10 protein-coding genes, 1 pseudogene and 1 other annotated feature are annotated in these 14,817 nt (G+C 39.8%); of the genes and pseudogenes, 4 read left to right on the forward strand and 7 right to left on the reverse strand.

The features are described from left to right. Positions 1 to 128 precede the first annotated feature (128 nt). Positions 129 to 717: pseudogene (locus CEF16_RS10560) on the reverse strand (class I SAM-dependent methyltransferase). A gap of 683 nt (positions 718 to 1,400) precedes the next feature. Next, entirely contained in the window at positions 1,401 to 2,675 is a 1,275-nt protein-coding gene (gene tyrS, locus CEF16_RS10565; RefSeq protein WP_091581697.1) for a tyrosine--tRNA ligase, read from the reverse strand. A 101-nt stretch (positions 2,676 to 2,776) separates the two neighbouring features. Further along, positions 2,777 to 3,002 (reverse strand) — a binding site (T-box leader). A 137-nt stretch (positions 3,003 to 3,139) separates the two neighbouring features. On the opposite strand from tyrS, the gene CEF16_RS10570 reads away from it, so the two are divergent. After that, positions 3,140 to 6,094 (forward strand): transglycosylase domain-containing protein, encoded by a 2,955-nt coding sequence (locus tag CEF16_RS10570; protein WP_091581694.1) that lies wholly within the window; start codon positions 3,140 to 3,142, stop codon positions 6,092 to 6,094. 140 nt (positions 6,095 to 6,234) lie between these two features. Here the strand turns inward: CEF16_RS10570 and acsA are convergent, their stop codons facing one another. Continuing rightward, a complete protein-coding gene (gene acsA / locus CEF16_RS10575) occupies positions 6,235 to 7,953 on the reverse strand; it encodes an acetate--CoA ligase (RefSeq protein ID WP_091581692.1) in 1,719 nt (572 codons plus the stop codon). 249 nt (positions 7,954 to 8,202) lie between these two features. Here acsA and CEF16_RS10580 point away from each other — a divergent pair, with 249 nt between their 5' ends. From CEF16_RS10580 to CEF16_RS10590, 3 genes are all read left to right on the forward strand, one after another. Further along, on the forward strand, positions 8,203 to 8,835 hold the full coding sequence (locus CEF16_RS10580) for a GNAT family N-acetyltransferase (RefSeq protein ID WP_091581690.1): 633 nt from the start codon (positions 8,203 to 8,205) through the stop codon (positions 8,833 to 8,835). 67 nt (positions 8,836 to 8,902) lie between these two features. After that, positions 8,903 to 9,550 (forward strand): acetoin utilization AcuB family protein, encoded by a 648-nt coding sequence (locus CEF16_RS10585; RefSeq protein ID WP_091581688.1) that lies wholly within the window; start codon positions 8,903 to 8,905, stop codon positions 9,548 to 9,550. Then, positions 9,547 to 10,710, forward strand: coding sequence for an acetoin utilization protein AcuC (locus tag CEF16_RS10590; protein WP_091581685.1), 1,164 nt, complete (start codon positions 9,547 to 9,549; stop codon positions 10,708 to 10,710). The genes CEF16_RS10585 and CEF16_RS10590 overlap by 4 nt, the downstream gene beginning before the upstream one ends. A gap of 148 nt (positions 10,711 to 10,858) precedes the next feature. Here the strand turns inward: CEF16_RS10590 and motS are convergent, their stop codons facing one another. The 4 genes from motS to CEF16_RS10610 form a co-directional block, all read right to left on the reverse strand. Then, complete coding sequence (gene motS, locus CEF16_RS10595) at positions 10,859 to 11,623, reverse strand: flagellar motor protein MotS (protein WP_091581683.1); 765 nt, start codon at positions 11,621 to 11,623, stop codon at positions 10,859 to 10,861. Beyond that, on the reverse strand, positions 11,613 to 12,419 hold the full coding sequence (gene motP / locus CEF16_RS10600) for a flagellar motor protein MotP (protein WP_091582108.1): 807 nt from the start codon (positions 12,417 to 12,419) through the stop codon (positions 11,613 to 11,615). The genes motS and motP overlap by 11 nt, the downstream gene beginning before the upstream one ends. Before the next feature lie 106 nt (positions 12,420 to 12,525). Beyond that, entirely contained in the window at positions 12,526 to 13,527 is a 1,002-nt protein-coding gene (gene ccpA / locus CEF16_RS10605; RefSeq protein WP_091581680.1) for a catabolite control protein A, read from the reverse strand. Positions 13,528 to 13,734: 207 nt separating this feature from the next. Further along, positions 13,735 to 14,811, reverse strand: a complete 1,077-nt coding sequence (locus CEF16_RS10610; protein WP_091581678.1) for a bifunctional 3-deoxy-7-phosphoheptulonate synthase/chorismate mutase — start codon at positions 14,809 to 14,811, stop codon at positions 13,735 to 13,737. Positions 14,812 to 14,817: the final 6 nt, after the last annotated feature.

A 14,817-nucleotide genomic window follows, 5' to 3' on the forward strand; every position in this document is an offset into this window, starting at 1 on the left:
TTTTTATCTAGTTTGCAAAACAATACAAGATAATGCACTAATTTGGGGCCAAAAAATTACTAGCATAAGGCCAAAACCCTTGATATGAATGATTCTTTTTTTAGAGATTGTGTGAACTAAGAAAGAAATCACTTTATATTACTGGATATAAACATTGACGCATCTTGATTCATAAAAATACGATTTCCATAATGGAATGTCTTCATTTCAATTGATTTAAATCCAACTTCGGATAATCTTTTTTTCAGTTCTTCATGCGAAAAACCGTTATGAACTTTCGGGTGATTTATTTTATCGTTTTTGTTAAAATCAATAATAATTAGCTTGCCACCATTATTTAAAATGTTGAACAATTTTTGTAAAATTTTTTTAGTATCCGGAATATGAAGAAGGACTAGTGACATTAAAACTATGTCTGCCTTAAGTTCAGGAGTTTCTTGAGTAAAATCTGAATAAAGTACTTTTGAGTTGGTAATTTCTCTGTGAGAAATTTTAGCTTTCGCAACCTCCAACATTTGTTTGGATGAATCTACCAACAAAATAGAATCTACTAAAATCTGATAATTCTAAACTAATTAGACCAGTACCACTCCCATAGTCTATTAAAGAATTATTTCGTAATTCTGATCTTACTTCCTTAACTAAAACTTTAGCTAATTCAATTCTTTCTTCTGTAACATATCTTTTTGCCATCTGTTCAAAAACGTTATTTTCCATAATCCACTCCCTATTTATTAAAAATTAAAGCTACATAGTTGTCATTATAGCAAAAATCAAAACCTAAAGGCACGCGATTCTCCCCCTCAAGTCCTTTCGTATAGACCCCGGCGGGCGCGGAAAGTCTACATAAACAACCTAGTATATTCCATTCTTATCGAATCAAACGTTAGATGGCCTATGTATAATATTCTCCTCTGCTTATGTCATTTGTTGACTACTTGCCCTTTAGCAACCTTATTGACAACCCCTTGTTCCACTTTGAATATGATTTATTGTATTCCATCCAGAAAATCATTGAGATTTTCTTCAGAAATTACTTTTAAATCATTTTTTCTAAGCAAAGCCGTTGTGACACCTATACCAGCGCTGGTGCTTCTCAGAAAACATAAATAATTCTAATTGCTTTCCTAACTACGATGTTCTCGCTTTGCAGCTTCTTCAAAAATACCTGTTTTTTATTTATCCATATGTCACGCGGACAAAGTATCCGCTATGCAAATCGAGCAATATCCATCCAGCCTTCCAAATCCGCTTATTAGGAGGTTCAGCAGAGGAAATCAACTGTTCGTCCCATCCTGCAAAAGCAATGACTGATCAAACTTTTCGAAGGTGATTTCTTTTCTTATTGGACAGAGAGTCAAAAAACCTGGAACCCAATGAAACGGTCCCAGGCTGTTTTTTTACTTGTATTGAATTAAGAAGTATTTCTTTTTCCCGCGGCGAATGATAGTAAAGGCATCGTCAATTTTGTCCTCTTGACTTATCACTTTGTCTAACTCTTGGCAGCGATCCCCATTAATGTAAACCGCTCCGTTTTTTATATCTTCTCTTGCCTGCCGTTTGGAAGAGGTTATTTTCGCTTCCACTAATAAATCGATTAGACCCTTCTCATCTTCTTCTACGACATGGGCAGGCACATCTTTAAATCCCTGTTTTACTTCTTCAGCAGATAATTCTTTTAAGTCCCCTCCGCCAAATAATGCTTGGGAAATATGCTGTGCCTGACGAAGTGCGTTTTCTCCATGCACAAAGCAGGTTACCTCTTCAGCAAGTCTGCGATGCGCTTTTCGTTCTTCTGGGTGTGTTTCCAGCTCTTTCTCTAACTCCTCTATTTCTGCATCATCTAGAAATGTAAAGTATTTTATAAATTTTATCACATCGCGGTCATCGGTGTTAATTAGAAATTGATAAAATTCGTACGGAGATGTTTTATCAGGATCCAGCCAGACTGCCCCACCTTCTGTCTTTCCAAATTTCGTACCATCTGCTTTTGTTACGAGTGGTATCGTAAATCCGTATGCATCAGGCTGTTCTCCTTCTTCTCCGCCTTTTATCCGGCGAATCAGCTCAAGCCCTGCGGTAATGTTTCCCCATTGGTCACTGCCGCCTATTTGAAGCTGACATCCTTTTTCTTTATTTAAATGATAAAAATCCAAAGACTGCAAAATTTGATAGCTGAATTCTGTAAATGAAATACCGGACTGAATCCGTGATTCCACCGATTCTTTGGCAAGCATATAATTTAAACCAAAATGTTTCCCTACATCTCTTAAAAAGGAAACGACACTCATGTTCCCAATCCAGTCATAGTTGTTTACTACCTCAGCTTTGTCCCCGCCTTCAAAATCAAGGTACTTTTGGAGCTGTCCTTTAATTCGGTCACTATACATCCGTACAACGTCTTCCTCATTTAATGTCCGTTCCGCTTTTTTCCCGCTTGGATCACCAATTAATCCAGTAGCTCCTCCAACAAGGGCAAGCGGCTTATGCCCAGCTAATTGAAAGCGGCGCAGCGTTATGATGGTAAGCAGATGCCCGATGTGAAGACTGTCCCCTGTTGGATCGAAACCGCAATACATTGTTATCTGTTTTTCATTCAACAAATTGTTTAGCCCATCTCTATCTGTTACTTGATTAATTAAGCCTCTGAATTCTAAGTCTTTTAAAATATCCACAATCTTTCTCTCCTTTTTTATGAAATAACAAATGCTAAGAAAAGTTTAGAAATCTAGTCCTAGCAGAAATCAAAAAAATAAAAAACGCCCCTTCCATCTTAAGAAGGGACGATTATATCGCGGTACCACCCTTGTTGAAAGCAAAATACTTTCCACTTGGTTAAAATAACGGAAGTATCCGTCTTTCTTATCATAAAACTTGCATTTATAATAAGAAAGAAGCTCGAGAACGTAATTCGCATAATTCCTATGTACCGGCTTCCAGCAGCCGCCGGCTCTCTGTATACAGGGAGGAATAACGCTACTTCAATCCTTCAACACTTATGTTTATTTAATTCTAGACTATATATCTTTTATCATATTTGCGTTATTGATGTCAACGATTAGGTAGAAAATAAGGAAAACGCATAGGAAGCTCGTTTCGCTTATGCTATAATATCGGTGAAGTTTAGGGGGAATTATACATGCGTGATTTTTTTGAAAAACTAAATATTAAGCTCGATAATGTGAAAAATCATTCCTTTGTAAAAGGAATTAATATCACATCCCAGGTTTTTTGGAATCTTTTATTAATAGCAGCAGTGTTGATGGTAATGCTTGCTCTATTCGTTGGAGGAGCAGGTGCAGGCTATTTCGTATCATTAGTGGAAGATCAAGAAGCATACAGCAAGGAAGAGTTTGAACAAAAAGTCTATAATTATGAAGAGGTCAGTGATATATATTTTGATGATGATCAATATCTCGGAAAAATACCATCTGATCTTGAACGGAAAGAACGATCACTTGATGAAATGTCAGAACACCTTATTCATGCAGTAATATCAACAGAAGATGAATATTTCTTTGAGCATCAAGGGATTGTGCCAAAAGCATTGTTACGTGCTACTTATCAAGAGGTCTCTGGAGCTAGCACACAAAGCGGCGGAAGTACACTCACACAGCAAATTATTAAAAATCAGTTATTAACCAATGAAGTTTCATTTGACCGAAAAGCAAAGGAAATTGCACTGGCTCTGCGAGTGGAAAATTACTTCGAAAAAGAAGAAATTCTAGAGGCCTACCTTAATATTGTCCCATTTGGACGTAATGCCGATGGCAGAAATATAGCAGGAGCACAGTCAGCAGCAGAAGGAATATTTGGAGTCGAGGCCTCGGAATTAAATGTTGCTCAATCTGCTTTTATCGCAGGACTCCCTAAAAATCCTTTTACCTACACACCATTCGAAAATGGCGGAGCGGTGAAAGAGGATTTTGAAGCTGGTATGAACCGTATGCACTTAGTGTTAGATAATATGCTTGAAAATGGCTTTATTTCAGAAGATGAATACAAAGAAGCACTCGAATATGACATTGAAGAAAATTTAACAGACCCTTCCGGAAGTCTTATTGAAGATTACCCATACCTTACGTATGAGGCACAAGACCGCGCAGCTCGTATTATACGAGAAGATCTGCTTGAAGAAGATGACATAGAGGTTGACGAATTAGATGGTGATGAGCGGCAGGAAACCCTTACGCAATACCTTGCTCAGGCTAAAACAGAACTAGCGCACGGCGGTTACAATGTCCATCTTACTATTAAGAAAGACATATATGACGCCATGCAGAAGTCCATTGCTGATTCACAATGGTTTGGACCGGACAGGCAGGGAGAAGACGGCGTAGAACCTGAAGAAGTTGGAGCTATTTTAATCGATAACCAAACCGGTGCGATTTTAAGTTTTGTCGGCGGCCGTGATTTTGAAAGAGAAAACTTAAACCATGCTACACAAGCTTACCGGCAAAACGGTTCAACAATGAAACCGTTATTAGCTTATGGGCCCGCTATAGACCAAGGGGTGGTACAGCCCGGCACCATACTACCTGATGTTCCTAGTACGTATAGCAACGGCAGGGAATACACCAACTATGGAGATCGTTATCAAGGTTTTGTGAGTGTTAGAGAAGCATTAAAGGAATCTAGAAATGTTCCAGCAGTTAAGACCTTTCAAAGGGTAGACCATGAAGCATCTAGACAAGCACTCCAAGACATGGGCTTTCGACGTCTTAAACCTGATGAACCCTACGAATCTGGATCAATTGGCGGTTTAACTTACGGTGCTACAGTTGAACAAAATACAAACGCCTTTACTACTTTTGGAAACGAAGGGAAATACCATGATTCATATTTAATTGAAAAGATTGAAACGAAAAATGGAGAAACCGTCTACCAGCATGAGCCTGATAGTAATAAAGTCTTTTCTCCACAGACTGCTTTTCTAACCATAGATATGCTGCGGGATGTGTTAAAACCAGGAGGAACAGCAGGTGCTCTTCCCGGCATGATGAACTTTGGGGGAGACTGGGCTGGAAAAACCGGTACTTCTAACGAGACAAAAGATTCGTGGTTTGTCGGATTAAATCCTAATGTAACGTTTGGCACCTGGATTGGTTATGACAATCCACAGACGATTGCATCACCATATAAAGGATTGAGTTACGGAGCAAGGACACAGCGAATATGGGCCGGCATGATGAATGCTGCTTTTGATGCAAATCCAGAGGTATTTGGAATTGATGATAATTTTGAACAGCCTGAAGGGATTGTTCGACAGACAATATGCGGTATATCTGGAAAACTTCCTAGTTCTCTTTGTTCAGAAGCAGGACTGACAACAACAGATTACTTTAATGAAAAATTTGTACCAACTGAAACGGACGACAGCTTGAATGGAACACGCTATGTCACGATTAACGGCAAGCGGTATAAAGCTTATGACTCTACTCCATCAGAATTTACACAAACTGGAGTTTCTATTAATGAAGATTACTTTGATGCAGACAATATGAGTGAATATCTGCCTGACGACTGGGACAACATTGTCGCAGATCAGGATGCTCCTAGTAACGGGCGCAATCCTTCTCAAGTTACCGGGCTTTCTTTCAGTAATGGCCAACTCAGTTGGAACCAGCACCCTGACAATGATATTGTAGGATACCGAATTTACTCAAGCGACGGATCAAAAATTAAGGCAGTGGAAGAAAATACCTCTACGTCTACAAGTGTAAACAGCAGCGGTTCGTTTTTCGTTACAGCCGTTGACTCTATGGGCAGGGAATCAACTGAATCTGCACCAGCTTCTGGCGGCGGTGAAGCTGATGATGATTCTAATGTTGATGAAAATGAAAACGAAGACGAGAACAATCAAAGCGAAGACAATGAAAATACTTCTGACAATGAAACTGAGGAAAATAGCGAGAACAATAATCAAAATGATAATAGCGAAGACAAGAATAACGATACTGAAAATGAGAATGGAAACAATGGCGGCGAAAATGAAAACAATAATGAAAATGATGAAAGTAATGGAAATGAGGAATCAGGAGAAGAGTCCGAAGAAAACAATAATAACGATGATGGTTCCGAAGACGATGATTAAAAACCTCGCTCTCTATACTCTTCATTAAAAAAATTGGCTTGCCGCAAAATCTAATTGCGGCAAGCTACTTTAGTATTAAAGGTACACTTTCCTAAATAAATAACCCTGCTTAATGTAATCAGCAGGGTTATCATTAATTATTAATCTTCCATTGTGGAAAGGTCTCCTGTCGGCAAGTCAAGTTCCCAGGCTTTTAGCACACGGCGCATAATCTTACCGCTTCGTGTCTTCGGCAGCTTATCACGGAATTCAATTTCCCGCGGTGCCGCATGAGCTGCCAAACCTTTCTTAACAAAGGTACGAATATCCTCTTTTAGATCTTCCGTAACATCATAGCCATCACGTACAGCTACAAATGCTTTAATAATTTCGCCTCGAACCGGATCTGGTTTTCCAATAACACCAGCTTCAGCTACAGCCGGATGCTCGATAATTTTGCTTTCAACCTCAAATGGCCCAACACGCTCACCAGCTGTCATAATCACGTCATCAATCCGGCCCTGGAACCAAAAATAACCGTCTTCATCCATATAAGCTGAGTCTCCTGACACATACCATCCATCTAATTCAAAATAACTGTTATACTTCTCTTCGTTATTCCAGATTGTTCTCATCATGGATGGCCAGCCTTTACCAATCGCAAGGTTGCCCATTCGGTTTGGAGGAAGTTCCTTCCCTTGATCATCGATAATAGCTGCTTTTACGCCAGGTATTGGTTTACCCATAGATCCAGCTTTAATCGCCATAGAAGGATAGTTACAGATCATCATTGCTCCAGTCTCTGTCATCCACCATGTGTCATGAATGCGTAAATTAAACACTTTTTCACCCCAGCGTACGACTTCCGGGTTAAGCGGCTCCCCTACACTTAAGATGTGACGTAAGCTTGACAAGTCATAGTTTTTCACTACCTCGTCTCCTGCGCTCATTAACATACGAAAAGCAGTAGGGGCACTGTACCAAACAGAAACGTTATAGTTTTGCAGTGTTTCATACCAATCTTGCGGGCTGAAACGTCCGCCTCGTACAACATTTGTGGCACCTGCAAGCCATGGTCCGAAAATACCGTAGGAAGTCCCAGTTACCCAGCCTGGGTCAGCTGTGCACCAATATACATCGTCTTCTTTCAGATCAAGTACCCACTTCGCTGTTTGATAGTGTTGAAGCATTGCATTATGCACATGCAAAACACCTTTAGGTTTACCAGTAGACCCAGAAGTATAATGAAGAATAAGCCCGTCTTCACGGTCTACCCACTCTGGTTCAAAGTCATCACTTGCCTGATCCAAGCGGGAATTAAAGTCTATATACGGACCTTCTTCTTTTACATCCTCTCCTCTAATGAAGACGGTATCTAAATTAGGAAGATCATCCACGGGAACACGCTCTAGTAATTCAGGCGTTGTTACAAGCGCTTTAGCATCACTATCTTCAAGCCTATCCCTGACGGCCCCTTCCATAAAAGCTTCAAATAGCGGGCCAACAATTGCACCTACTTTGATAGCCCCAAGTACAGCAAAATATAACTCAGGTGAACGCGGCATAAATATAAACACACGGTCCCCTTTTTGTATGCCGGATTCTTTCATAATATTAGCAGCTTTATTAGTAAACTTTTTCATTTCAGCAAATGTATATTTCTCATCTCTGTTTGCGTCTCTGTAATATAACGCAATTTGATCTTTTTTTTGAGGAGAGTCCGCATGGCGGTCTATAGCTTCGTGAGCCATATTCACTTTTCCAGTCTCATGCCAGCTGAATACCTTCTCTGTCTCAGACCAGTCAAAGCTTTTGGCCGCTTCTTCATAATTTTTTAAATTATAATCTCCATTTTTAGCTGGAAGCGTTTCCACTTTCATATACCATCTTCCTCTCTGCTATGTATTTTGTGTTCTAATACACATTATAATATATTATGAATTTTTCTTCAATTTTTAATTGCGAGATAGTGACCCTTTTCTCTTTAGGTAGCTATATATATATTTCACCACTGCATCCCTTTCAAACCTCAACCTGAAAATTTATTGGTTGTCCCCAACGATTCCGTTCAATACTGTATAATAGAATTAATTAACTTTAGGTAATATTCAATAAAAGGTGGTACATGGATGATCCATAAGAAGACGTATTATTCTAGGGAACTAAACTTCGAAGGGCGTACGCTCCATATGGAAGGCCCTATTTCAGGAAGAAAAATTCATGAATATGACTTTCATGAAGGGCTTGTCGCCTTCCGTCCCCCAGAAGAACAGAAAAAGGCGTTAATTGGCATTGCAGACCTCCCTGAGGGTCGTATAAACGCTGTTATTGATGAGAACACCATTGTCGGCTATGTTACATTTGTACATCCAGATCCTTTAGAACGGTGGTCCGAAGCAAATATGGAAAATTTGCTAGAACTTGGTGCCATTGAAGTTGCAGATGAATACCGTGGAGCAAAACTAGGTACAAATTTGCTCGAATTTTCCATGCTCGACAATGCTATGGAAGACTACCTCATTATTACAACTGAATATTATTGGCATTGGGATTTAAAGGGCAGCGGCTTGTCTGTCTGGGAGTATCGAAAAGTAATGGAAAAAATGATGAATGCCGGCGGACTTGAATGGATGGCTACTGATGACCCTGAAATTAGTTCTCATCCTGCTAATTGTTTAATGGTTAGGATAGGAGAACGGGTAGATAATGACTCTATCCAGCAATTTGATACCGTCCGTTTTTCAAATCGTTTTATGTATTAACACCTTCAACTTCGTGCACTTATGTACACGTGGATTTGAAAACGCTTAAAGGGGTGAAATACACAATATGCTTGTAGAAGAAATAATGAAACCAGATATTGTAACGATTACAAAACATACAACCATCAAAGAAGCTATGCAGCTGCTTCATAAAAAGAAGATCCGCCACATTCCTGTGGTAGAAGAAGACCGTACAATCGCTGGTATCGTTTCAGATCGGGATATTAGAGATGCCAGTCCTTCCATTTTTCACTTGAAAGAACACGAAGAAGATTTACAGCTTCCCGCTTCAAAAATTATGAAGTCTCCGGTCATTACGGTACAGCGATTGGATTTTGTAGAAGAGGCTGCCGTTATTTTATACGAAAATGATATTAGTGCTCTTCCGGTGGTCACCGAAGGTGAAAAAGTGATAGGAATCTTGACTGAAACAGACGTATTACATACGCTTGTGAAACTAACAGGTGCACACCAGCCTTCCTCCCGTATTGAGGTACAAGTACCCAACATATCCGGACAATTAGCCGATATATCTGCTATCTTTAAAGAAAACAAAGTGAATGTGATAAGCGTACTTGTTTATCCTGACCAAGGCCCTGAAACGAAAATTTTAACCTTCCGAGTGCAAACAATGGATCCTAGACATATCATTCAAAAAATCGAAGCTAAAGGCTATGAAATAATGTGGCCTCGTGTACCGGGGATAAATCAATGAAACAGGAAGCCGTTTTTATTTACTCGGAAGAACAATTAACTTATAAATTCAGTGAAGATCATCCATTTAATCATTTGCGTCTTAACTTAACACATGATCTGCTGCAATCGTCTGGAGCTCTTCAGCATGATGTTATCATTCCGCCGAGAATAGCAGCGGATGAGGAAATTGAACTCATTCATGATACAGCGTACGTTAACGCTATTAAAGCTGCCGGGGAAGGAAAGCTGAGCCGGGGAATTGCCAACAATTACGGGATCGGTACAGAAGACACACCCATTTTTCCGCACATGCACGAAGCAGCAGCATTACTGGTAGGGGGAACGCTTACTGCTGTGGATATGGTAATGGAAGGCAAAAGTAAACATGCTCTCAATCTGGGTGGAGGGCTGCATCATGGCTTCAGAGGAAAAGCATCGGGATTTTGTATTTATAATGACAGCTCGATTGCCATTGAATATATGCGCCGTAAATACGGGGCTCGTGTATTATATATTGATACGGATGCCCATCACGGCGACGGGGTGCAATGGGCTTTTTATGATGACCGGGATGTATGTACACTATCCATTCATGAAACAGGCCGATATTTGTTTCCTGGTACTGGCAACGTGAATGAAAAAGGACAAGGCCAAGGGTTTGGCTTCTCTATCAATATTCCTATCGACGCTTTTACCGAAGATGAATCCTTCCTCGAATGTTATGAAACTGCTTTTCGAGAAGTGATTGATTTTTTTAAGCCTGATGTTATTTTAACTCAAAATGGAGCTGATGCTCATTACTATGACCCTTTAACCCATTTATCTTCGTCTATTAAAACCTATCGGCACATTCCGAAATTAGCGCACCAATTAGCTCATGAATATTGCGATGGAAAATGGATTGCTGTAGGCGGCGGCGGTTATGATATGTGGAGAGTCGTTCCAAGAGCTTGGTCTATGATTTGGCTTGAAATGACAAACCAATCTCACCTTCTTGAAAACGGTATTCCAAAATACTGGCGTGATAAATGGCAAGCGAAGGCTCCTGTTGCATTGCCTGACTCGTGGACAGATCCTTTAGATATGTATCCATCTATTCCAAGACGTTCTGAAATTATGGACAAGAATCGCAAAACACTGGATAAGGCTTTATTTCATATCCGAAATGAAAAAAATTAGAAAAGCCCGGCTTGCCGCCGAGTCCTTATGGCGGAAGTCGAGTTTGACTATACTTTGATCCTTTAACAAAGTTAAACTTTTCTAACGTATAAATAAAACCCGCCTTTTTTGGCGAGTTTTAATTGTTTAAGCTGATATAAAATTTTTCTTATAAATCTCCAGCTGATTCTCTTAACTCCTGCTCAAAATCAGGATCTGAAATGACAATAACAACACGTCTGTTTTCTCGTAAATTTTCTTTTGAATTATTTGGGGCAATAGGCCGCGTTTCTCCATAACCAGTCGCTATAAAGCGATTTTGCTCGAGCGAATGATTATTTACTAAGAATCGAATGACGCTGCTTGCTCTAGCACCAGAGAGCTCCCAGTTAGAAGGATAGCGGTAGGTAGAAATTGGACGGTCATCTGTGTGCCCTTCTACCTTTACTAGGTTAGGAAGAGATTGCAGCAAAGTTCCTACTTTATTTAAAAAAGGCTCCGCTGAACTTAAAATCTGCGCTTCCCCAGATTCAAATAACAGCTGCTCCTGAAGAACTAAAACCACACCCCTGTCATCTCTTGTTGCTGAAATATGTTCGTTTAAATTATTGTCTTCTAAGTAGGATTCTACTTCATGTAAAAGCTGATCGAGGTCCATCTCTTTTTCTGATTGATTACTGTTCAATCCATTAAAAGAATCTGCATCATTTTGAGCTGGTTTTTGGTCCGGATTTTCAAATTCTACCATAGAGGGGAAAGCTTCAAGTAATTCTCTGCTTTGAAAGGATTCCGCAATAGCTTCAAATTTTTTTGCATCAATCACCGACATAGAAAACAACATTACAAAGAAAACAAGAATGAGCAAAATCATATCAGAAAATGTAACCATCCATTTCGGTGATCCTTTTTGAGGCTTTTTTTCTTTACGCCTCATTAGCCAGCTCCTCTGTTTCTTCTAGTTCTTCTTCTCTTCCGCTTTCCCGAACAAATGCACTTAACTTTTCTTCAAGAATTTTAGGGTTTTGACCTGATTGAACACCAATGACTCCCTCAATAACTATTTGTTTTACAAAAACTTCATCATCAGTTTTTTGTTCTAATTTACTAGAAATAGGGAGAAAAATAAGATTGGCTAATATCGTCCCATACAAGGTTGTAATAAGCGCCAAAGCCATATTTGGGCCTAGGGCTGGGTCTTCTAGTTCTTGCAGCATTAGAATAAGCCCTACTAGTGTCCCTACCATCCCCCAGGCTGGTGCATATTCTCCTGCCTTTTCAAATATAAGGCGGCCCTTTTTATGGCGTTCTTCCATGGCAACTATCTCTGCCATCATAATATCCTTAATAATATCCGGCTCAATTCCATCAACCGCCAGTAAAACACCTTTTCTAATAAACCGGTCTTCCACATCATCAAGACTTGCTTCAAGCGCAAGCAGTCCTTCCCGGCGGGCTTTAGTGGAAAGATTTACAAAGGTTTCAATTAATTGATTCAGATTGTGGTTTTCATAACGAAAAACTTCATGTGTCACTTTTGGCAGAGCCTTCATTTCCTGTGAAGAAAAGTTAATTAATAATGCAGCTGCAATCCCTCCAAAAACAATTAGAAAAGATGCAAGCTGGATAAAAAAGACAACCGATCCCATGCCCGCGTTGGTAAATACTGCAAACAGCAAAGTAGATATTCCTATTAGTATTCCTATGGGCGTCAATATATCAAATTTTTTCATACGCAAATCCCTGACTCCCTATATTCAAGATTTTCACATACCAAGCATGCAGGCACGAGCAGGCAATATTCACAGTCTCGGTTTCCATCAATCCAGAGAAAATCGTTTAAAATGAAGTGGAGTCTCTGTACTCCAAGCGATGCGGGAGTTCAACAACTTCATCTTGAACGTCCTCTTTATTCATATATTTTGTTAACAGACGCATGGAGACAGCACCGATATCATACATAGGCTGAACCACAGTGGTCAGAGTCGGACGTACCATAGTTGCAAGGCGTGTATTGTCAAAACCAATGACTTCTACTTCTTCTGGCACCTTAATGCCATCATCTTGCAATCCATGAATAACACCTAGTGCCATCTCATCTGTTCCCGCAAAAATGGCAGTAGGCGGGTTGTCCAGCTTTCTAAGCTCCTGTACAGCTTCAATGCCAGAATCATAAGTATAGTCCCCTACAGCAACCAGCCTTTCATCAAAGCCTTGTCCGTGTTCTTCACAAGCTTTTTTATACCCGCTGAATTTCTGATAGCCATTAACCGGGTCTTCCAATGAACCAGATACCATTCCTACTCTCTTATGACCAGCTTCAAATAACTCTGTTACAGCGTCAAAAGCTGCTTGGTGGTAATCAATGTTTACAGAAGGTATTTCTTTATTTTCATCTAAAGTAGCGGCTAATACAACAGGAACCGGTGAGCGTTTAAATTCTTCTACATGCTCAGAAGTTATCTCGCCTCCCATAAATAAAATGCCGTCCACTTGTTTTTCAAGCAGAGTGTTAATAAGATGAATTTCTTTTTCTTTATTCTGGTCAGAGTTGCTAAGGATAATATTGTACTTGTACATCGTGGCAATATCTTCAATTCCTCGTGCTAATTCTGCAAAAAAGATGCTTGAAATATCCGGGATTATTACTCCGACTGTGGTAGTCTTTTTGCTGGCAAGACCACGAGCCACTGCGTTAGGACGATAACCCAGCCTTTCAATCGCGTCTAGCACCTTTTTTCTGGTTGCTGGCTTAACATTAGGATTTCCGTTTACTACTCTAGAAACCGTAGCCATAGAAACGCCTGCTTCTCGTGCTACATCGTAAATGGTTGTATTCACTCCGAAAGCCTCCTCTTTCTTCCTTTCATTAATTTTCATAATGTAGTGTTATCATATTATAACTATAGGAGGTTCCGCAATTCCTTTCCCTAGTTATATCGGTATGTTCACCAAATTTTACACTATTTTATACTAAATACGACAATTTTTATAACTAATTCTTACGGAAAAAACGCCTTCCTTGTTTCAGGAAGACGCCCTTTCTTATTATAATTTGTATAAACCGGAGTCGCGCAATGACTGCATGAACTCACGGAATTGCGGGATATCCATTTGCTGAGCAGAGTCAGACAATGCTACAGCCGGGTCTGGGTGAACTTCTGCCATCACTGCATCTGCTCCAATGGCAAGCGCTGCTTTCGCTGCTGGAAGCAGCAAGTCACGTCTGCCGGTAGAATGCGTGACATCTGCCATTACTGGAAGATGTGTTTCTTTTTTCAATACTGGAACAGCGGAGATATCCAATGTGTTTCTTGTGGCTTTCTCGAATGTTCGAATACCGCGTTCGCATAACATTACATTTTCGTTACCTTTTGCAAGAATATACTCAGCAGCTTTAATAAATTCGTCAATGGTTGCAGACAAACCTCGTTTCAATAGAACTGGTTTTTTTGCACCACCTGCTTCTCTTAGCAAATCAAAGTTTTGCATATTACGTGCGCCGATTTGAATAACATCGAGATATTCAGACGCTTCTTCTATATCTGCTGGTGTCATTACTTCACTAATGACTACCATATCCAATTCATCTGCTACACGCTTCAAGATCTCTAATCCTTCGATTCCAAGACCTTGGAAATCATATGGAGAAGTACGAGGTTTAAATGCGCCGCCGCGAAGAAGTTTTAAACCTTGCTCTTTCATAGCTGAAGCTACTTCATACACTTGTTCGTAGCTTTCTACAGAACATGGTCCAGCAACTAATCTTTGGGTTCCATCGCCAATTTTTTCTCCTTTAAGGTCAACAATGGTATCTTCTGCTTTTTTCTTCCTAGATACAAGCAGTGCTTTTCGATTATCGTCTTCTTGGAGCTCTAAGCTTGCTTGAAAGATTTGTTTAAATAAATGCTGAAGCGTAGATGTTTCAAACGGCCCTTCGTTATTTTCAGCGATCATATCAAGCATGTTTCTTTCTCTTACCGGATCAAAACGTTTTTGGCCGCTTTTGCTTTTCACCTGACCTATATCCTGAACAAGACGAGCACGCTCGTTTATTAGATCTAATAGTTTCATATTTACATCGTCTAGCTGTTCTCTTAAAGCATCCAATTGTTCATTACTCATTTTCTC

The sequence above is a fragment of the Alteribacillus bidgolensis genome (assembly GCF_002886255.1).
GTDB lineage: Bacteria > Bacillota > Bacilli > Bacillales > Marinococcaceae > Alteribacillus > Alteribacillus bidgolensis.